An 18,430-nucleotide genomic window follows, 5' to 3' on the forward strand; every position below is an offset into this window, starting at 1 on the left:
GCTCCTCCAGGGGCGCACATTGCCATGAAGGGGCGTGCGCCCCGCTCCGTGCCGACTACATTCTTGGTGTCGCCGGCCACACGCCGGACCCGGGCACGACCACCCGGGGCCGGGGGAGGAACAGGGGGTGAGGGGCCGCATGCCGAAAACGGACGTACCGCCCCGCTGGGACCGCAGGATGCAGCAGCGGCTCGCGCAGGGGGAGGCGGCCGCCCTCGGCGAGCTCTACGACCGGTTCGCCTCGCTCGTGCGCGGCCTCGCCCACCGCGTCGTCGGCGACGAGCAGGCCGCCGACGCTGTCACCCGCGACGTCTTCGCCCACATCTGGGAACACCCGGACTCCTACGACCCCGCGCAGGAACCCCTGCGCACCTGGCTCGCCGCGCTGACCAGCCGGCTGGCCGTACGGCGACTGCGCACCACGGAGACCGCGGCGCTCGCCCGCGGCGGTCCCGGCACCACGGAGGACCTGGAGCGCACGGTGCGGCACGCCTCGGTGGCGGCCCGCGCCGACTACATCGTCCAGTCCATGCCGGCGCCGCTGCGGGACGCCCTGCAGCTGGCGTACCTCCAGCGCCGGGACTACCGCCAGACCGCCGCCGACCTGGGCGTCACCGACGACGAGGCGCGCCGCCGGCTCCGCCTCGGCCTGCAGCTGCTGGCCACCGCGCACGACACCGGGGCCCCGGGCGCCCCGCCCGGGATCGGGGGCGCCGCGTGAGCGGGCACCCCGCCGGCCACGCCGTGCCGTACGACGCACCGCGGGAGGACCCCGGACCGCTCGTGCTGGAACACCACGTGCTGAAGTCGCTGCTGGGCGCCTGGGCGCTGGCCGCCTGCGCGCCGGCGGAGACGGACGCCGTCGAGGAGCACCTAGGCGCCTGCGGACCCTGCGCGGACGAGGCGCTGCGGCTGCGCGCGGCGGTCGGCCTGCTCCAGCGGCCCGAGAGCCTGGACCTGGACCCCGGCCTGCGCACCCGTGTCCTGGAGTCCTGTCTGGAACGGCGCCCGCCCCGCACCCCCGTGCCGGAGTGGGCCGCCGCGTACGACGCCGAGACCGCGCGGCTGGACGCGCTGCTCCAGGACTTCGGCGACTCCGAGTGGCACGCGCCGGTGCGACTGCGCTGGTACGAGTCCGACGAGGCGAGCAGCCGCCGTACCACCGTCGCCGGGGTCATCGCGCACCTGCTGACGGTCGACGGGCTGGTCGCGGTCGCCCTCGGCCTCGACGACCCGCTCGGCGACGCCACGGCCGTCCGGCCCACCCCGGGGGACCGCACCGAGGCGTACTGGCGGGCCTCCCGCTTCCCGCCCACCCGCTCCGTACGGGCGCCCTGGCGGAAGCAGAGCCACGACCTCGTGCGGACGGTGTCCTTCACGGACGGCGGCGCCGGGCGGCTGCCGGTGTCGTACGGCGACTACGAGCTGCCGCTGCACGACGCGATGCTGGACCGGGCCTTCGAGTGCTGGGTGCACGCGGAGGACATCGCCGAGGCGGTGGACTACCCGTACGACCCGCCCTCCGGGCGGCACCTGCACCGCATCGTCGACCTGGCCGCGCGGATGCTGCCGGCCGTCCTCGAGCACCGCCGGCGGCACGGGCTGGCCTCCCCCGTGGAACGGCGCCTGGTCGCCGCCGGGGAGCCGGGACGCAGCCTGCGGCTGGAGATCGAGGGGTCCGGCGGGGGCGAGTGGCTGATCCCGCTCGACTCCCCCGCGGCGAAGGGCTCCGCGGAGCACGAGGTGGCGCACGTCGCGCTGGACGGGGCGGAGTTCTGCCGGCTGGCGGCGGGACACGTGCCGCCGCGAGAGGCTGCCGCCGGGCAGGTGGGGGACCGTGACGCCATCAGGGACGTGCTGACGGCGGCGGCGAGCATGAGCCGGATGTAGGGGCGGGTCCGGTTTCGTCGGCGGGTGCGGGCGAGCGGGGGGCGTTCGCGCCCGCGCGGCGGAGCCGCACATCGGCACAGTCCCGCCCCTCGGGCACGTGCGGTGAACGCACCTTCCAGGGGCGCGGGGAGCTGCGCGGACAACCCCCACACGCTCGCACCCGCCGACGAACCGGACGGATCGAGCTCCTAGGCGAAGACCACCGTCCGTCGCCCGTTCAGGAGGATCCTCCGCTCCGCGTGCCACTTCACCGCCCGCGCCAGCGCCTGGCACTCCACGTCCCGGCCGATCGCGACGAGCCCCTCGGGCGTGACGTCGTGTCCCACCCGCTCGACCTCCTGCTCGATGATCGGCCCCTCGTCGAGGTCGGCGGTGACGTAGTGCGCGGTCGCGCCGATCAGCTTCACACCCCGCGCGTGCGCCTGGTGGTACGGCTTCGCGCCCTTGAAGCTCGGCAGGAAGGAGTGGTGGATGTTGATGATCCGCCCGGAGAGCTGCTTGCACAGGTCGTCCGAGAGGACCTGCATGTAGCGGGCGAGGACGACGAGTTCGACGTCGTTCTCGCGCACGATCTCCAGCAGCCGGGCCTCGGCCTCCGGCTTGCCGTCCTTCGGCACCGGGATGTGGTGGAAGGGGATGTCGTACGAAGCCACCAGCTCGGCGAAGTCGGTGTGATTGGACACCACCCCGGCGATCTCCACCGGCAGCGCGCCGGTCCGCGCGCGGAACAGCAGGTCGTTCAGGCAGTGCCCGAACCTGCTGACCATGAGCAGGATGCGCATCTTCTCGTCGGCCCGGTTGATCTGCCAGTCCATGTGGAAGGAGTCACCGATCGCCGCGAAGCTCGCCCGCAGCTTCTCCACGGTCACCGGGGCGTCCGCCGAGAAGTGGACGCGCATGAAGAACAGCCCCGTGTCGTGGTCGCCGAACTGCTGGCTGTCCTCGATGTTGCAGCCGGTCATGAAGAGGTAACTGGACACGGCGTGCACGATGCCCTGCTTGTCGGGGCAGGACAGGGTGAGGACGTACTGGTCGGCCGGGGCCGCGACTCGGGTGGACTGCTCGCTCATGCACAAAAGGGTCCCACACGCGCGGTCACGGCCGGCCGGCCGTTCCGCTACGCGGACCGCGTCAGGATCCGCAGCGCGTCGAGGGTGCTCGGCGGCGCGTCGGGGTCGTCGCCGTCGCTCGCCGCCATCCGCACGTGCGCGTCCCGCGCCGCCCGTACCGCCTCCGGCCACCCCTCGTGCTCGAGATAGGCGGCCACCGGCGCGTCCGGGCCGACCTGATGCATGATCCGCAGGACGCGCAGCACCGCGGTGTCGACGAGCGCCGCCTCCTGGGAGTCGCGGAAGATCGTGCCGACGTACTTCTCGGCGGACCAGTTGTCCAGCCAGGTGTCCTCGACCAGCCGGTAGACGGCGTCGGTGACGTCGCCGTAGCCGCCGACCCCGGCCAGCCAGACGTCCCGCTGGAAGGCGGGATCGGAGAGCATGTGCAGCGCGGAGCGCACATTGCTGCGCCAGCGCCACCACGGCATGTCGTTGAGTGGCATGCCGCCCATGGTGGAGGAGCGACGGCCGCGACGGGAAGAGTTCTCCGAACCTTGCACGATCGTCGATCGTACGTTTCCGCCCCGCACGGGTGGTAGCGGACCCCGCAATTCACCCCTGTGTCACCCTGCGTCGACCATGGGTCGCTCCGGGGTTGGCCGTGTGGCGGAATCGTGCGGGAGCATGACCGGCAGGCGACGCATCCGCAGCATTCCCCTCCCCCGCCTCCTCCACCGGCCCGTCAGGACCGGCGCCCTGGGCGCGGGCGCGCTGGTGGCGTGCGCGTCGCTCGCCGCCGGGTGCGGAGTGGTCCCCGGCGCCACGGGGGGCTCCGGGGACGGCCCCGTCACCGTGATGACGTGGGCGCCCCAGGACACCGAGGCCACCAACAAGCCCGGGATGCCCGCGCTCGCCGAGGCCTACGCCCGCTGGGTCAACTCCCAGGGGGGCATCAACGGGCGTCGGCTCACCGTGCTGACCTGCAACGACAAGAACGACACCGTGACCGCCGCGCGGTGCGCCCGGCGCGCGGTCCAGGAGGGCGCCGTCGCGGTCGTCGGCTCCTACAGCCAGTACGCCGACTCGTTCCTGCCCACCCTGGAGGGCGCCGGCATCCCGTACATCGGCGGTTACGGCATCACCACCGACGAGTTCACCAGTCCCCTGTCCTACCCCGTCAACGGCGGCCAGCCGGCACTGCTGGCCGGTCTCGGCCGCACCCTGGCCGACGGCTGCGGGCCGGTCACCCTGATCAGGCCCGACACCATCGCGGGCGACCAGCTGCCGCCGCTGCTCGACTCGGGACTGGAGGCGGGCGGGCACGCGCCGGCCGGGGACCAGCGGGCGGCGGAGGACGCCACCTCGTACCACAGCCAGGCGGAGCAGGCCCTGGAGCGCGTCACCGCGGACGTGGCCGGGCGGGGCTGTGTGGTGCCCGCCCTCGGCGACCGCACGAACACCTTCATGGACTCCTTCCGGCGGGCCCGCGCCGGCTACCCCGAGGTGCGCACCGCGACCGTGCTGGGCAGCGTCGACCAGACGGCGATCGACGCGTCCGGCGGGGCGTCGGGGCCGTACGAGGGGTCGTACGTCACCGGCTGGTACCCGGCGGCGGACGACGCCCGCTGGGACCCGATGAAGAAGGTGATCGAGGAGGAGGCGTTCGGCGACAACCGGATCGACGCCGCGGACGCCGGGGTGCAGACCACCTGGATCGCCTACACCGTGTTCAAGCAGGTCGTCGAATCGCTGGGGGACGGCGAGGTGAGCGCCGACACGGTGAGCGGGGCGCTGGACGGCGGGCTGAAGGTCACCACGGGCGGGCTCACGCCCACCCTGCGGTGGAACTTCCAGGACGAGCTCGCCGCCGTCGGCTTCCCCCGCCTGGTCAACGCGAACGTGACCCTCCAGGTGGTCAGGGACGGCCGGCTGGTCGCGGCCCGCGAGGGCTTCACCGACGTGACGAAGACGCTGCGGGAAGCGGACCTGGGCTGACCCGCGGTCCCGCCCGGCCGGGCGGGACCGCGGGCCGGCGGTGTCCGGTCACAGCTGGGTCGGCTGGCGCTCGGTCAGGCCGTACTGCCTGGCGATCGCGTTCCACAGCGCGGCGGCCTTCTTCTTCTCGGTGGTCGCGGTGCCGCTGGCCCGGTTGCCGGCCTGGGTCTGGCCGGTCGTCCGGGCCTGGCCCTTCTTGCAGCCCTTCTTGCCGGCGGTCTGGTCCGCCCAGGCGGCGTAGTGGTTGTCGGCCGACGCCGACGCCTCCCACGCCTTGGTGAGCGCGGTGGTCAGCGCCTCGTGGTCCGGCAGCTTGTCCACGGACAGGCCGGTGAGGTCGGTCACCAGCTGGGTGCGCTGTCCGGCCGCCTCCCGCAGGTCCGCGGCCGCCCGGCCCAGGTCGCGGCAGGCCTTCACATCGGCGACCGCGTTGATCACGGCGGTCCGGCTGTCGCCGCTGTCGGCCAGCAGTTTGTCCAGCTCGACGGCCTGCTCACGGGCCGGGTCGACGGACGGCGACGGGGAGGCCCCTTCGCTCGTGGGCGCGGTGGCGGACACGGTCTGGTTGTCGCCGCCTTCGTCGTCGCCGCCGTCCGGACTGCCGAGCAGCGCGCCCGCGCCGACGCCGAGCACGGCGATGCCGATGCCGACCGCCGCGATGAGCGGCACGCGTGAGCCGGTGCGGCCACCGCCGCGTCCGCCCCGGCCGCCCCGGCCGCCGACGGGGGCGGTGGGGCCGGTCGGGCCTCCGGGCGGGGTGTGGGCTCCCCGGGCGGGCCGGCCGTACTCCACGCGCGGGAGCTGCTGGGTGGATCCGGCCGGGCCGCCGGCGGCGTCGCTGCGGAAGAGGTTGTCGAACTCGGCCGGCGGCTGCCGGTCGCCGTCACCGGGCGGCGGGGCGCCGTAGGGCTGTCCGGGAGGCTGGTCGGTGACGGGGGCGATGTACCGGGTGGCCTCGGCGTCGGGGTGGCCGGCGGCCGGGAGGGGGCCCGCGCCGGACGCGTTCCGCGGGGGCGCGCCCGGATGTCCGCCCGCCTCGGAGCCGTGGACGGGCATCTCGGGCGGCAGCGCGCCCGGGCTCACCGGGGGTATGAACTGCGTCGCCCCCTCGTCGCCGGCGGGCACCGGCGGCATGAACTGCGTCGCCCCCTCGTCGCCGGCGGGCACCGGCGGCATGAACTGCGTCGCCCCCTCGTCGCCGCCGGCGGGCACCGGCGGCATGTACTGGGTGACGCCCTCCGACCCGTCGGGCGCGGCGGCCGGCGGGTACTGGGGGGCTCCGTAGCCGTTCTGGGCGGAGGCTCCGGCGGCGTACGGGCCGGCGCCGCCGTGCGGAACGTTTCCCTGCGGGCCGGGCGGGGTGTTCCCGCCGTATCCGGCGCCCGGCTGCGGCAGGTGCGACGGCGCGGCGTCGTTCCCGTGTCCGCCGTAGACGTCACCGGCGCCGTACGGGGGGTGGCCGCCGTGGGCCGGCGCGCCCTCGGGCGGGAGCGGACCGGGGCCGCCGCCCCGGGCCGGCGGGTGCTGCGCGCCCCACGGGGACGGCTCCGGAGCGCCCCACCCGCCGTCGGACGGGGGCTGCCGGTCCTGGCCGGACGGCGGGGGCGGGCTCTGCTGCCCGGGGTCCCACGACGCGCCCCAGGTCTGGCCGCCGGGCGGGGCCGAGGCGGGGAACCCGCCGCCGGAGTTCCGGCCGCCCGCGCTGCCGCCGGGGGCGACCGGTCCGGTCGTCATGCCCGGCAGCAGGGGTTCACCACCGTCGGAGGGCAGCACGATGCCTTCGCGCGCGGGGCGCGCCGAGGGCTCCTCGCCCTGTCCACTCTGCGTCACCGGGACTCCTACCAATGGGGGACCTTGTGAATCGTCGGCTCACGCTACCGGGTCCCCTGAGCGCGGTGCCACGCAGCACGGGACCTGACCTCCTGCCCGTGAGCGCGGTAACAAAACCGGGTCACCACACGCTGATTACGCCGTCTCCCTCCTCTTCACGGCCTTCACGTCACCGGCGTCACGCCGCCGTCCGGAGCTCCATCCGCGCCCCGAACTCCCGTACCACCGACTCCTCCCGGTACGGTTCGAGGCGCTGCTGGAGGTCCTCCAGGTACTCGGCGCCCCGGTTGGACCGGAGTCCGCCGAGCAGTTCCACCGCCTTCAGGCCCGTGCTGCAGGCCTGTTCGATCTCCCGCTGCTGCACCTGCGCGGTGGCCAGCAGCACATGACCGATCGCCCGCCGCCGCACCCGCGACGCCGGATGCCCGTCCAGCGCCTGGCGGGCGCACCGCGCGGCGGCCTCCGCCTGGCCGAGGTCCCGGTGACAGTGCGCCAACTCGTCGGCCAGATAGGCCTCGTCGAAGTGCGCGATCCACGCCGGGTCGTCGCCCGAGGCCGGATCGACGGCCTCCATGGCGTTCACCGCGCGCCCCGCCGCCGTCTGTGCGGCGTGCGCGTCGCCCAGCAGCGCGTGCCCGCGCGCCTCCGCCGCGTGGAACATCGCCTCCGCGCGGGGTGTCACGCGCCCCCGCGCGCCCTCCTGCGCCGCGCGCGCCAACTGGGCGATCTCCCGCGGGTTTCCGAGCTGCGCGGCCAGGTGGCTCATGGAGGCGGCGAGCACGTACCCGCCGTACCCGCGGTCCCCGGCGGCCTGCGCCAGCCGCAGCGCCTGGATGTAGTAGCGCTGGGCGAGGCCCGGCTGCCCGGTGTCGACGGCCATGTACCCGGCGAGTTCGGTCAGCCGCGCGACCGCCGCGAACAGGTCGCGTCCCACGGCCTCGCGGTACGACCCCGCCAGCAGCCCCGAGACGACGCTGTTGAGGTAGTGGACCACGACCGGGCGCACGTGCCCGCTGCCGTACTGGTGGTCCAGGTCCACCAGCGCCTGCGTCATGGACCGTACGGCCGCCACGTCGGACTGGCCCACACGGGGCCCGGCGGAGCGCGCCACCTGCCCGTCGGGCGCGGAGATCAGCCAGTCCCGGCTGGGCTCCACCAGCGCGGAGGCGGCGACGGAGGACCCGGACAGGAAGTCCCGCCGCCCCACGTCGCTGCGCCACAGCTCGCAGACCTGCTCGATGGCCCCCAGTACCGTCGGCGAGAACTGGAGGCCGACGCCCGACGCGAGGTTCTTGCCGTTGGCCATGCCGATCTCGTCGATCGTGACGGTACGGCCCAGTTTGCGGCCCAACGCCTCCGCGATGATCGCCGGCGCCCGGCCCCGCGGCTGCTGTCCGCGCAGCCAGCGGGCCACCGACGTCTTGTCGTAGCGCAGGTCGAGGCCGTGCTCGGCGCCGCACATGTTGACCCTGCGGGCCAGCCCGGCGTTGGAGCATCCGGCTTCCTGGATGAGCGCCTGCAGCCGTTCGTTCGGCTGCCGCGCGACGAGAGGCCTTGCGGCCATGGCGTACCCCCTGAGGCTGCGGTGCCCTGCCCACGCACCGAGTTGACGTGTCTTCCGCGGCCGTACGTCTCGCGTCCCGGCGAGACGTGCGGCCGGGAAGATCAATGCCCCGCCGAAGTGCGGACAATGCGGGACATGTGAGGATTGCCGGGGTAACGGCGGATGCCGGCCCCCCTCCTGGTTACCCACCGGGCAGGCGGATCCTCCCGCGCGCCCCCACGGATGCACCCATGCGCCCCGGACGGGGAACCGGTGCTCCTCCCCCGCGCATGCGGGCGGGCGTAACCCCTGGTGACGGCCGTAGTTGTGTTCATCGTGGAAGAGACGATCGCGGGCGCCGAGGCCGTACAGATCCCGAAGCAGCGCGGGGAATCGCTGCTGGACGCCGCCGTCGGCTACGCCGAGGAGCGGCACTGGGACGTGGTCCCGGGCACTTGGCTGGAGGCAGTCGAGGGGGTGCAGCGCTGCTCGTGCGGTGACGCCGCGTGCCCCGCACCCGGCGCGCACCCGGCCCGTCCGGACTGGGCGGCCCTGGTGACCGGCAGCGCGACCGTCGTCCGCCGGATGTGGCGGGAGCGGCCGGCCGCGTCGGTCCTGCTGCCCACCGGGCGGTCGTTCGACGCGGTCTCCGTGCCGGAGACGGCGGGGTTCCTGGCGCTCGCGCGGATGGAGCGGATGGGGTCGGCGCTGGGGCCGGTCACGGTGACGCCGGACCGGCGGATGGAGTTCTTCGTGCTGCCGGGGGCGTCGGCGAAGGTGCCGGGACTGCTGCGCAAGCTGGGGTGGGCGCTGTCGTCGACCGACCTGGCGGTCCTCGGGGAGGGGGCGTACGTGGCCGCGCCGCCCACCCGGGTCGGGTGCCGGGGGGCCGTGCAGTGGGCCTGCCGGCCCACGGCCGCCAACCGGTGGCTGCCGGGCGTGGAGGAGCTGATCCCGCCGCTGGCCTACGCGTGCGGCAGGGACCGGTAGGCGCCTTCCGTCCTGCGGGGCTCGTGTCGTCCGGCGGACGCGGGTCCGTCGTGGCTGGTCGCGTCCGTGCGGCGGAGCCGCGTGCCGGCACGGTCCGCGCCCTTTCGGGGAGTTGCGCCCCCTCGTGAGGCCGCTGTCCTTCCCCGGTGGCGACGAGACCCTCGGCCCGACCCGGCCGGTGATGCCGCCGCTGCGCCCGCGGCCGCTGGTGCGGGCGCTGCTCGCGTCCTCGCCGGTCGGTGCCGGGCCGCTGTTCACGCTGTGCCTGCTCACCGGTTCCGTGATCGCCGTCGCGCGCGGCGGGGCTGCGTTCGCCGTGGGCGTCCTCGCCGCGCCGCCGGCGCTGCTGGTGTGCGTGGGCGCTCGCGCGCGCGGTGGCCGCCGCCGACGTGCGGCTGCTCACCAGCCGCACGGGCCGGGATCTCGCGGTGCTCGGCGGACCGGTGATCGCGGTCCGGGCACAGGTGGTCGACTTCGGTGCGCGGCGGCTGGGTTCCTCCGGCCTGGAGCACCCGGCCCCGGCGGCGGACGTGCCGCGGTGGTTCCCGCCGGCGGCGGCGGTCGCCGCGGCGCATGCGGCGGGCGAGGGGGCGTACGGGGTCGCGCTGGGGCAACCGGCGTCGAGCGCCGTGGTGTCGGCGGGGCTGCTCACGCCGTGGTCGCGGTCCCTGACCCGGCTGATGACCTCGCCGGACGGTTCCGCCCTCCAGGCGGCCGGGACACGGAGGTCCTCGACCGCACGACGACGGGCCCGCCCCGGCTGCCGCCGTCGGCCCCCACGGCGCACGGCGCGGCCCTGCCCCTCCTCGGTCCGCGGCCGGCGACCCCGCGGACGGCCCGTCGGCCGCCGGAGATCCTGACGGCGGTGAGCAGGGGTCGAACCGGCGGTCAGCGGTCGCCCAGTGAGTCCAGGAAGGGTTCGATCGCCGTGAGCCAGGCCTCCGGCTGGTCGTAGTGGACCAGGTGGCCGGCGTCGGCGACCTCCGCGTACCGGCCGTGCGGGAGGACGCGGACCATTTCCTGGGCCTCCGCGCGGCCGAGCTCGCCGTCGAGGCCGCGGACCACCAGGGCGGGGCAGCGCACCTGGGTCAGTTCCTCCCAGTGCGCGTCGAACACCCAGGTCTCGCGGGAGCGGAGCATCTGGTCCGGGTCGAACACCGGGCGCCAGCCGTCCGGCGACTCGGCCATCACCTCGGTGTAGAAGGCGCCGCGGGCCGGGTTGGGCCGCTCCACCCAGGGGTCGTCCTCGCCGAACCACTTGCGCACGTCGGCGAGCGTGGCGAACGGGACCGGCCAGGTCGTGAACCACTCCGCCCACTCGCGCTGCGAGGCGGCTCCGAGGGCGGAGGCCCGCATGTCGCAGATGACCAGCCCGCGCACCAGGTCGGGGCGCTTGGCGGCGAGCTGCCAGGCGGTCAGCGCTCCCATCGCGTGGCCGACGAGGACGGTGGGGCCGAGGCCGAGCTGCTCCAGGGCTGCCTCGGCGTCGTCGACGTAGGCGTCACGGGTGAAGGAGGCCTGCGGGGGCTTGTCGCTGCGTCCGTGGCCGCGCTGGTCGAGGGCGACCGCGCGGTACCGCCCGGAGAGCCGGCGGGCGGTGGCGGCCCAGTGCGAGGCGCGGCCCATCAGGCCGTGCAGTAACAGCACGCCCGGCGCGTCCCGCGCGGCGTTCTCCGCCGGGTCGGTCCCGTCCTTGGGCGGGTCGCCGAACTCCCAGGCGGCGAGCCGTACACCGTCCGCCCCGGTCACGTCGATGCGTCGCACCATGGTCCTGGCACCCCCCAAGCTCGCTGCCTGCCCGTTGCCCGTCGTGCTGGCCCTGCCTGTTGCCGCATGTCCGCAGATTATCGAATACCCATTCGAAGATGGCCTTTTGCCCGGCAACACCCCTCGTTCGAGTGACCCCCCGCGGGGATTGATCGCCGTGGCCCGGGGGAGATCTTCAGCGGGGGGCGGACCGCTCGGGGAAAACGGTCCGCGGGGAATGACCCTGAGAGCTCGGGGCTCCGGGTCAGCAAAGGGGAGGACAGGCCCCGGCGCCGTGCGGCGCCGGGGCTCCTCACGTGATCACGGCACATCGTCCCGCCCCTCCCCCGCCGGGTGACATCGCTGCCGGGCCCGGCCAGAGCCGCTCAGGTCTCATGCCTCACGCGTCAGCCTCGCACGCGCATCCGGCGGGCGCTGCGATTCGACGCAGCGGACCTCGGATTCGGCGCCTTCGCTCCGCCGGGCCCGCACCGCTCGTCCGCCGGCGTCCCGCCCCCGTCGCCCCGGCCGGTCAGGGCTTGGCGACGAACACGTGCGAGGCCACCTCCGCCTCCAGCTCGGCCGCCTCGCCGCCGCTGCCCACCAGCACCCCGCCCGCCGACTCCGTCACGCTGACCACCGAACCGGGCTGTACGCCCGCCCGGCGCAGCGTGTACATCAGCTGGGCGTCCGTCTGGATCGGCTCGCCGATCCGGCGCACCACGACCGTCTTGCCCCCGGCGCCCGGGTCGAGGTCGGCCAGGGACACCATGCTCTCGTCCAGGAACGGGTCGGCCCCGTCCTTCTCGCCCAGCTCCTCCAGACCGGGGATCGGGTTGCCGTACGGCGACTCGGTGGGGTGCCGCAGCAGCTCCAGCACGCGGCGCTCGACGGCCTCGCTCATCACGTGCTCCCAGCGGCAGGCCTCCGCGTGGACCTGCTCCCACTCCAGGCCGATCACGTCGACCAGGAGACACTCGGCGAGGCGGTGCTTGCGCATCACGCGCGTGGCCAGCCGACGGCCCTCGTCGGTGAGCTCCAGGTGCCGGTCGGGGGCGACGGACACCAGGCCGTCGCGCTCCATCCGCGCCACCGTCTGGCTGACCGTCGGACCGCTCTGGTCGAGCCGTTCGGCGATCCGGGCGCGCATGGGGACCACACCTTCCTCCTCCAGCTCGAGGATGGTGCGGAGATACATCTCCGTGGTGTCGATCAGTCCGGACATACATGCCCCTCGATGAGATCTGCGGTTGGCTCTGCCGGAGGCTGGACGGCTCACCGGCGCGTGCGCTGGCCCAGAAGTCAATTCTGACGCATACGACCGACAACCGGGCCGCGCGGTGAGAACGAGGGGCGCGCGGAGGGGAAAGCACGCCGTGGGGCGCCGTGTTGACACGGCACTGGTCCAGACCGCACGGTGATCCGCGACACTCCTGCCCGAAGGGACACCGCATGAGCGACCGCACGCCGGCCGACCGGTTCCTCGACGCCGCGATCGACCTGCTGCGGCGGATCCGCGACGAGGAGGCCGAGTCCGTCGCGGCGGCGGGCGCGCTGCTCGCCGACACGGTCGCGGACGGCGGCCGGCTCTTCGCCTTCGGGGCGGGGCACTCGTCGCTCGCGGCGCAGGACCTCGTCTACCGGGCCGGCGGACTCGCCCTGATGAACCTGCTCGCCGTGCCGGGGGCCGTCGGCGTCGACGTGGTGCCGGCCACGCTGGGCTCCGCCCTGGAACGCGTCGACGGGCTCGCGGGCGCCGTGCTCGCGTCCTCGCCCCTGCGCGCGGGCGACGCGCTGATCGTCGTCTCCCTGTCCGGGCGCAACGCGCTGCCCGTGGAGATGGCCGTGGGGGCCCGGGAGCGGGGCGTGAAGGTGATCGGCGTGACGTCGGTGGCGTACGCGGCGCGGACGTCGTCCCGGCACTCCTCCGGGACGTTCCTGAAGGACCACTGCGATCTCGTCCTGGACTCCGGGATCGCGGTCGGCGACGCGGAGCTCACCCTCGACGACGTGCCCGCGCCCTTCGCCCCCGCGTCGACGGTGGTCACCACGGCGCTCCTCCAGGCCGTCATGGCCACCGCGGCGGCAAAGCTCGCCGGTCGCGGGATCGAGCCGCCGCTGCTGCGCTCGGGCAACGTGGACGGCGGCCACGAATGGAACGCGCGCGTCTTCGACGAGTACGCCGACCGCATCTTCTACCGCCGCTGACCCGGAACGACGCCTCCTCGCCACCGCCGTCCCTCCCCTCCCGGCTTCCGGTCCCTTCGTCGTCCGAGGAGCGGGGTCCGGGGCGGGGCCCCGGGCCGGGACGGCAAGGGACGGCGGGGAACCGGTGTCAGCGGTCGTCGCCGAGGAGGGCCGCCAGGTCCAGGGACGTGGCGATGCGCATCGCCACGTCCTCCGCGTACATCGCGTCGGAGCGTTCGAACGCGCCGCGCCCCGCCCCCCGCAGAAACGTCACGGCACCCAGCGTGCGCCCCCGGCTCCGCAGCACCGCGCACAGGGCGTGCACCGCGTCCTGCGGCCACTGCCGGGACAGCGCCCACGCCCGCGCCTCCTCGGCGCCCAGGGAACCGGCGCCGGCCCGCACCGTCCCGGCCCGCTCCACGCACTGCACCGCCGGATGCCCCTCGTCGTACCGCACCGGCAGCCCCGCCCACCCCGCGAGCCGGCTCGGCCCCGGCGACCCGGACGGCGTGGCGGCGACCCGGACCAGCCGCACCCGGTCGACGCCCTCGCCGCCGTCGGCCACCCGGTCGATCAGCGCGTGGTCGGCGAACCCGGCCAGCGCGAAGTCCAGATGGAGCGCCGCCGCCTCCGCCGGGTCCTCGCACTCCGCCGCCGCGCGCGCCGCGCGGTGCAGCTGCTGCGCGCGGAACCGCAGCAGCGACGCCTCCTGCTCACCCTGCCGGGCCTCGGTCACGTCCTGGAACAGCCAGCCGACACCCAGCGGGACCGGCTCCTCCGCGAGCGGCGACGCCAGCCGCACGAACCCGCTCCGCCAGCACCGCCGCCGCTCGCCCTCCGGCGTGCGCACGCTCACCCACAACTCGGCCGGCGCGGGCGGCGCGCCCTCCGCGAGCACATGGGCGAGCGCGCTCTCCAGCTCCTCCGCGCCCTGCGCCAGCAGCTCGCCCAACGGCCGCCCCAGGACGGACGTCCGCCCCGTCCCCAGCGCCCGCGCGGCGTGCGCGTTCACCACCGCGGGCCGCAGATCGACGTCGACCAGGACGACCCCCCAGCTCGCCTCCTCCAGCAGCGCCTCGCTCAGCGCGATCGACCGCTCCAGGTCGATCTGCGCGTGCACCTCGCTGAACGCGCAGTACACCCCCGCCGGCTTCCCGTCCGGCCCGCGCACCGCCGCGGACTGCGTCCGCACCAGCACCCGGCCGCCGTCCTTCGTCAGCAGCGCGAACTCGTTCACCTGCCGGCCCGGCGCGTCCATGACCGACATCAGCCGCGCCTCGACCTCCTCGGCGTCCGCGCTGCGCACGGCCCACCCGGCGAACCCGGCCCGGCCCACCGCCTCGGCGGCGGTCCAGCCGAGGATCCGCTCCGCCTCGCGGTTCCAGTGCGTGACCGTCCCGTCCGCGTCGAAGGCGCACAGGGCGGCGTCCATGCCGTCGAGCAGCGCGGCGAGGAGGTCGGATCCGTCCGCCCCCTCCCGCGCGGGCCCGGGCTCGTCCGGCCCCAGCTCGTCGGTGGTCCCACTACGCCGGGAAGCACTCACCTGGACCCCCTGCAGGCTGCGTCCGCACGTACGGCACGACGGTTCACTCACTTGCAATCATTCAACTTGAACGTGACACAGCGCACATCGAGTTCCCGCAAGATTGGGGGAATCGTTGTACGGCACCGCCCGATCCGCCCGTCTACGAGGGAAACGGCGCCAGGCGCAACGTCAGCCACAGCTCGCTCTCCCCCGGCAGGACGTACCGCTCGACCTCGTCGAAGCCCCGCGCGCGCGGGCGAACCGCACGCCGTCCTCGTCGGCGGCCAGGGCCACGGTCTCGACGGCCCCGGCGCCCGCCGCGCGCGCGTGTGCGAGCCCTGACGCGCAGAGCGCCGTCCCGTGTCCCCTGCGCCGGTGCCCGGGCAGCACCCGCGCGATGACGGTCACCACGGCGTCCTCCCCCTGCGGGGGCCGTACCGTCGAGCAGCCGACCAGCACGTCACCGGCGTACGCGTTCTCCAGCCGGTACCCGCGCGCGACGCGCTCCCGCACCTCGTCGAGCGTCATCGCGGCGGGCGGCACGATCACGTTGTGGACGTGCCGCCACTGCTCCAGCATGGCGTCGCCGCCCACGGCCTCGATACGAAGATCACTCATCCGGCAAGCCAATCGCGCCCCCGCGCGGAGGTCAACGAAAAAAGCGGTTGATACGGCGGGAGCCGGTTCTTAAGGTGGACGGTACTTCGGAAAGGAGGTGGTTCGGCAGATGTATGACAACCGGACGGAAGAGGTGGCTGCGGGCCAGTAGCCCGTCGTCGTACTCGGTTCGGCGCCGGACCGGCGTGTGCGAGACGCACGCAACCGGCCCAATCCAACGCAGTCACCCGACCCGCGAGTCGCCGGTAACGTCCGGCCGGCTCCTCCCCAGGGAGGAACCAGACTCGCGGGTCGCCTGCTTTTCCGGGGCCCCGCTCAGCGGGCGATGTCCGCGTATCCCTCGATCTCGCGCGGGTCGCGCGTGCCCGGTCCGACGTAGCGGGCCGAGGGCCGGACCAGACGGCCGGTGCGCTTCTGCTCCAGGATGTGCGCCGACCAGCCCGCCGTACGGGCGCAGGTGAACATCGACGTGAACATGTGCGCCGGAACCTCGGCGAAGTCCAGCACGATGGCCGCCCAGAACTCCACGTTGGTGGCCAGCACCCGGTCCGGGCGGCGGGCGTGCAGCTCGGCCAGGGCCGCCTTCTCCAGCGCCTCGGCGACCTCGAAGCGCGGGGCGCCGAGTTCGCGGGCGGTGCGGCGCAGGACGCGGGCGCGGGGGTCCTCCGCGCGGTAGACGCGGTGGCCGAAGCCCATGAGGCGCTCGCCCTTGTCGAGGGCCTGCCTGACGTACGCCTCGGCGTCCCCGGTGCGCTCGATCTCCTCGATCATGCCCAGCACCCGCGAGGGGGCGCCGCCGTGCAGCGGGCCGGACATGGCGCCGACCGCGCCCGAGAGGGCCGCCGCGACGTCCGCGCCGGTCGAGGCGATGACCCGCGCGGTGAACGTGGAGGCGTTCATGCCGTGCTCGGCGGCCGACGTCCAGTACGCGTCGACGGCCGCGACGTGCTTGGGGTCGGGCTCACCGCGCCAGCGGATCATGAAGCGTTCGACGATGGACTCGGCCCGGTCTATCTCGCGCTGCGGCACCATGGGCAGGCCCTGGCCGCGCGCGGACTGGGCGACGTAGGACAGGGCCATGACGGCGGCGCGGGCGAGGTCGTCGCGGGCCTGCTCGGCATCGATGTCGAGGAGCGGTTTCAGACCCCACACGGGCGCCAGCATGGCCAGCGCGGACTGCACGTCGACGCGGATGTCGCCGGAGTGCACGGGGATCGGGAACGGCTCGGCGGGCGGCAGTCCGGGGTTGAAGGCCCCGTCGACGAGCAGTCCCCAGACGTTGCCGAAGGAGACGTGCCCGACCAGATCCTCGATGTCGACGCCCCGGTACCGCAGGGCGCCGCCCTCCTTGTCCGGTTCGGCGATCTCCGTCTCGAACGCGACGACTCCTTCGAGCCCGGGTACGAAGTCGGACATCTGGCGGCTCCTTGTGAGGTGGTGGCAGATGGTGGTGTGGGGTGGGACGACCACGGGTCGGCGGTCGGCGGGAGCGAAGGCGCGTGTCCGGTGGATCCACGGTCCGTTCGAACGGACTCGCGGTCCGGGACGTCACCCCTGTGATGCCCGGCTGGCGGTCACCCAATCGGAACAGTGGCAGCACGATATCCCCGAGTGCCATTCTTGGGGAGGGTTCGCGGCACTCAGTGCCACCGCGTGACGTAGGCCACCCCCCTCCCGGGGGGTGCGCGCATGCGGCAGGATGACGGCGTGACCGACCGAGACGCCGTCCCCTTCGATCTCGCCTCGATGCGCAAGCAGTACCGGACCGAGGGGCTCTCCGAGACCGACCTGGCCGCCACTCCCGTCGAACAGTTCGCGCGCTGGTTCAAACAGGCCGCGACGGACGGCGGGCTGTTCGAACCGAACGCCGTGATCGTCTCGACGGCGGACGCGCAGGGCCGGCCCAGCTCGCGCACGGTGCTGCTGAAGCACTTCGACGACGACGGGTTCGTCTTCTACACGAACTACGACTCCCGCAAGGGCCGTGACCTGGCCGAGAACCCGCACGTCTCGCTGCTGTTCCCCTGGCATCCGATGGCCCGGCAGGTCATCGTCACCGGCACCGCGCGCCGCACCGGCCGCGACGAGACGGCCGCCTACTTCCGCACCCGCCCGCACGGCTCCCAGCTGGGCGCGTGGGCCAGCGGCCAGTCCTCGGTGATCGCCGGCCGCGCGGAGCTCGACGCGTCCTACGCCGGCCTGGCGGCCCGCTACCCGGAGCGCGAGCAGGTACCGGTGCCGCCCCACTGGGGCGGCTTCCGGGTGGTCCCGGAGGCCGTGGAGTTCTGGCAGGGCCGGGAGAACCGCCTCCACGACCGCCTGCGGTACGTCGCGGAGGCGGACGGGGGCTGGCGGGTGGAGCGACTTGCCCCATGAAGTTGAAGCATTCTGCTTGCATTAGGGCTGAAATGCTTGCATGGCGACGATATACGTACGTGATGTCCCGGAAGACACCCTCCAGGCGCTGAAGACGAGGGCGGCACAGAGCGGGCAGTCACTGCAGAACCATGTGCTGCAGTTGCTCACCGGCGAGGCGGCCATGCTGTCACCGGCCGAAGCAGCGCGCGAGGCCCGCTCCATCGCGGCGCGCGGAGACGTCACGGCGGACGACATTTCCGAGGCCATTCGCGACATGCGGGAGGCTCGCGGGTGAGCGTACTCGTCCTCGGCACTTCCGCCGTCGTGGAGTTCCTCGTCGGTGGCGACGCCCTCGCCGACCGGGTACGGGCGTACACCCTGCGCCAACGACTGGCCGCACCCCACGCCGTCGATCTGGAATGTGCCTCGGTACTGCGTGGTCTCCTCCGGGGAAGAAGCTTCCCGAGGCCGAAGCGGAACGCGCGCTCGACCTTCTGCGACGTATGCAGCTCAGACGCCACGACCATGCGCCGTTGCTCCCTCGCGTCCGGGAGCTGCGCCACGACATGTGGCCCTACGACGCTTCCTACGCGGCACTCGCCGAGACACTGGGCGCCGAGCTCGTCACTGTGGACGCCGAGTTCGCCGGAGCACCGCACATCCGCTGCCGGGTGAACGACCTCCGGCTCGGCTGAC

General features: G+C 74.3%; 16 protein-coding genes and 2 pseudogenes. 9 read left to right on the forward strand and 9 right to left on the reverse strand.

Annotation, left to right across the window (positions count from 1 at the left end; genetic code table 11):
- The first annotated feature begins 139 nt into the window (after positions 1–139).
- Together ACZ8ZB_RS14805 and ACZ8ZB_RS14810 are read left to right on the forward strand one after the other, a co-directional pair.
- Positions 140–721 carry an RNA polymerase sigma factor gene (locus ACZ8ZB_RS14805; protein ID WP_470738193.1) on the forward strand — a complete coding sequence of 194 codons (582 nt, stop codon included), beginning with the start codon at positions 140–142 and terminating at the stop codon, positions 719–721.
- Positions 718–1,890 (forward strand): maleylpyruvate isomerase N-terminal domain-containing protein, encoded by a 1,173-nt coding sequence (locus ACZ8ZB_RS14810; protein WP_470738194.1) that lies wholly within the window; start codon positions 718–720, stop codon positions 1,888–1,890. The genes ACZ8ZB_RS14805 and ACZ8ZB_RS14810 overlap by 4 nt, the downstream gene beginning before the upstream one ends.
- A gap of 188 nt (positions 1,891–2,078) precedes the next feature.
- Here the strand turns inward: ACZ8ZB_RS14810 and purU are convergent, their stop codons facing one another.
- Entirely contained in the window at positions 2,079–2,960 is an 882-nt protein-coding gene (purU, locus tag ACZ8ZB_RS14815) for a formyltetrahydrofolate deformylase (protein ID WP_470738195.1), read from the reverse strand.
- A gap of 47 nt (positions 2,961–3,007) precedes the next feature.
- Positions 3,008–3,454 (reverse strand): SCO4402 family protein, encoded by a 447-nt coding sequence (locus ACZ8ZB_RS14820; protein WP_470741487.1) that lies wholly within the window; start codon positions 3,452–3,454, stop codon positions 3,008–3,010.
- A gap of 172 nt (positions 3,455–3,626) precedes the next feature.
- Between ACZ8ZB_RS14820 and ACZ8ZB_RS14825 the strand changes: the two genes are divergently transcribed.
- Complete coding sequence (locus tag ACZ8ZB_RS14825) at positions 3,627–4,937, forward strand: ABC transporter substrate-binding protein (protein ID WP_470738196.1); 1,311 nt, start codon at positions 3,627–3,629, stop codon at positions 4,935–4,937.
- Between the two features lie 48 nt (positions 4,938–4,985).
- On the opposite strand, the gene ACZ8ZB_RS14830 is transcribed toward ACZ8ZB_RS14825, so the two are convergent.
- Both ACZ8ZB_RS14830 and ACZ8ZB_RS14835 read right to left on the reverse strand, forming a co-directional pair.
- Positions 4,986–6,767, reverse strand: coding sequence for a hypothetical protein (locus ACZ8ZB_RS14830; protein WP_470738197.1), 1,782 nt, complete (start codon positions 6,765–6,767; stop codon positions 4,986–4,988).
- Between the two features lie 178 nt (positions 6,768–6,945).
- Positions 6,946–8,331, reverse strand: coding sequence for a transcriptional regulator (locus ACZ8ZB_RS14835; protein ID WP_470738198.1), 1,386 nt, complete (start codon positions 8,329–8,331; stop codon positions 6,946–6,948).
- 306 nt (positions 8,332–8,637) lie between these two features.
- On the opposite strand from ACZ8ZB_RS14835, the gene ACZ8ZB_RS14840 reads away from it, so the two are divergent.
- Positions 8,638–9,300 carry a bifunctional DNA primase/polymerase gene (locus ACZ8ZB_RS14840; protein WP_470738199.1) on the forward strand — a complete coding sequence of 221 codons (663 nt, stop codon included), beginning with the start codon at positions 8,638–8,640 and terminating at the stop codon, positions 9,298–9,300.
- 124 nt (positions 9,301–9,424) lie between these two features.
- Positions 9,425–10,115 (forward strand): annotated as a pseudogene (locus tag ACZ8ZB_RS14845) (transporter); the annotation flags it as partial.
- Positions 10,116–10,188: 73 nt separating this feature from the next.
- On the opposite strand, the gene ACZ8ZB_RS14850 reads toward ACZ8ZB_RS14845, so the two are convergent.
- Together ACZ8ZB_RS14850 and ACZ8ZB_RS14855 are read right to left on the reverse strand one after the other, a co-directional pair.
- On the reverse strand, positions 10,189–11,067 hold the full coding sequence (locus ACZ8ZB_RS14850) for an alpha/beta fold hydrolase (RefSeq protein WP_470738200.1): 879 nt from the start codon (positions 11,065–11,067) through the stop codon (positions 10,189–10,191).
- Positions 11,068–11,578: 511 nt separating this feature from the next.
- On the reverse strand, positions 11,579–12,271 hold the full coding sequence (locus ACZ8ZB_RS14855; RefSeq protein ID WP_470738201.1) for a metal-dependent transcriptional regulator: 693 nt from the start codon (positions 12,269–12,271) through the stop codon (positions 11,579–11,581).
- A gap of 227 nt (positions 12,272–12,498) precedes the next feature.
- On the opposite strand from ACZ8ZB_RS14855, the gene ACZ8ZB_RS14860 reads away from it, so the two are divergent.
- Positions 12,499–13,254: an SIS domain-containing protein gene (locus ACZ8ZB_RS14860; RefSeq protein ID WP_470738202.1), complete on the forward strand. Its 756-nt coding sequence runs from the start codon at positions 12,499–12,501 to the stop codon at positions 13,252–13,254.
- A 127-nt stretch (positions 13,255–13,381) separates the two neighbouring features.
- On the opposite strand, the gene ACZ8ZB_RS14865 is transcribed toward ACZ8ZB_RS14860, so the two are convergent.
- The 3 genes and pseudogenes from ACZ8ZB_RS14865 to ACZ8ZB_RS14875 form a co-directional block, all read right to left on the reverse strand.
- Entirely contained in the window at positions 13,382–14,776 is a 1,395-nt protein-coding gene (locus ACZ8ZB_RS14865; protein ID WP_470738203.1) for a PAS domain-containing protein, read from the reverse strand.
- A 142-nt stretch (positions 14,777–14,918) separates the two neighbouring features.
- Positions 14,919–15,376: pseudogene (locus ACZ8ZB_RS14870) on the reverse strand (GNAT family N-acetyltransferase).
- Positions 15,377–15,691: 315 nt separating this feature from the next.
- Positions 15,692–16,792, reverse strand: coding sequence for a citrate synthase 2 (locus ACZ8ZB_RS14875; protein ID WP_073934464.1), 1,101 nt, complete (start codon positions 16,790–16,792; stop codon positions 15,692–15,694).
- 273 nt (positions 16,793–17,065) lie between these two features.
- Between ACZ8ZB_RS14875 and pdxH the strand changes: the two genes are divergently transcribed.
- From pdxH to ACZ8ZB_RS14890, 3 genes are all read left to right on the forward strand, one after another.
- The gene (pdxH, locus tag ACZ8ZB_RS14880; protein WP_470738204.1) at positions 17,066–17,752 is read left to right on the forward strand and encodes a pyridoxamine 5'-phosphate oxidase; all 687 of its coding nucleotides are present in this window, start codon (positions 17,066–17,068) and stop codon (positions 17,750–17,752) included.
- Between the two features lie 40 nt (positions 17,753–17,792).
- Positions 17,793–18,029: a FitA-like ribbon-helix-helix domain-containing protein gene (locus ACZ8ZB_RS14885; protein ID WP_470738205.1), complete on the forward strand. Its 237-nt coding sequence runs from the start codon at positions 17,793–17,795 to the stop codon at positions 18,027–18,029.
- Positions 18,030–18,267: 238 nt separating this feature from the next.
- A complete protein-coding gene (locus ACZ8ZB_RS14890; protein WP_470738206.1) occupies positions 18,268–18,429 on the forward strand; it encodes a hypothetical protein in 162 nt (53 codons plus the stop codon).
- The last annotated feature ends 1 nt before the right edge of the window (position 18,430 follow it).

The sequence above is a fragment of the Streptomyces sp. 12E genome (assembly GCF_055633275.1).

Coding starts and splice junctions, on each gene's coding strand:
- ACZ8ZB_RS14805 (WP_470738193.1), top strand. CDS start 140: ATGCCGAAAACGGACGTACCGCCCCGCTGGGACCGCAGGATGCAGCAG.
- purU (WP_470738195.1), bottom strand. CDS start 2,960: ATGAGCGAGCAGTCCACCCGAGTCGCGGCCCCGGCCGACCAGTACGTC.
- ACZ8ZB_RS14820 (WP_470741487.1), bottom strand. CDS start 3,454: ATGGGCGGCATGCCACTCAACGACATGCCGTGGTGGCGCTGGCGCAGC.
- ACZ8ZB_RS14825 (WP_470738196.1), top strand. CDS start 3,627: ATGACCGGCAGGCGACGCATCCGCAGCATTCCCCTCCCCCGCCTCCTC.
- ACZ8ZB_RS14835 (WP_470738198.1), bottom strand. CDS start 8,331: ATGGCCGCAAGGCCTCTCGTCGCGCGGCAGCCGAACGAACGGCTGCAG.
- ACZ8ZB_RS14850 (WP_470738200.1), bottom strand. CDS start 11,067: ATGGTGCGACGCATCGACGTGACCGGGGCGGACGGTGTACGGCTCGCC.
- ACZ8ZB_RS14855 (WP_470738201.1), bottom strand. CDS start 12,271: ATGTCCGGACTGATCGACACCACGGAGATGTATCTCCGCACCATCCTC.
- ACZ8ZB_RS14860 (WP_470738202.1), top strand. CDS start 12,499: ATGAGCGACCGCACGCCGGCCGACCGGTTCCTCGACGCCGCGATCGAC.
- ACZ8ZB_RS14875 (WP_073934464.1), bottom strand. CDS start 16,792: ATGTCCGACTTCGTACCCGGGCTCGAAGGAGTCGTCGCGTTCGAGACG.
- pdxH (WP_470738204.1), top strand. CDS start 17,066: ATGCGGCAGGATGACGGCGTGACCGACCGAGACGCCGTCCCCTTCGAT.
- ACZ8ZB_RS14885 (WP_470738205.1), top strand. CDS start 17,793: ATGGCGACGATATACGTACGTGATGTCCCGGAAGACACCCTCCAGGCG.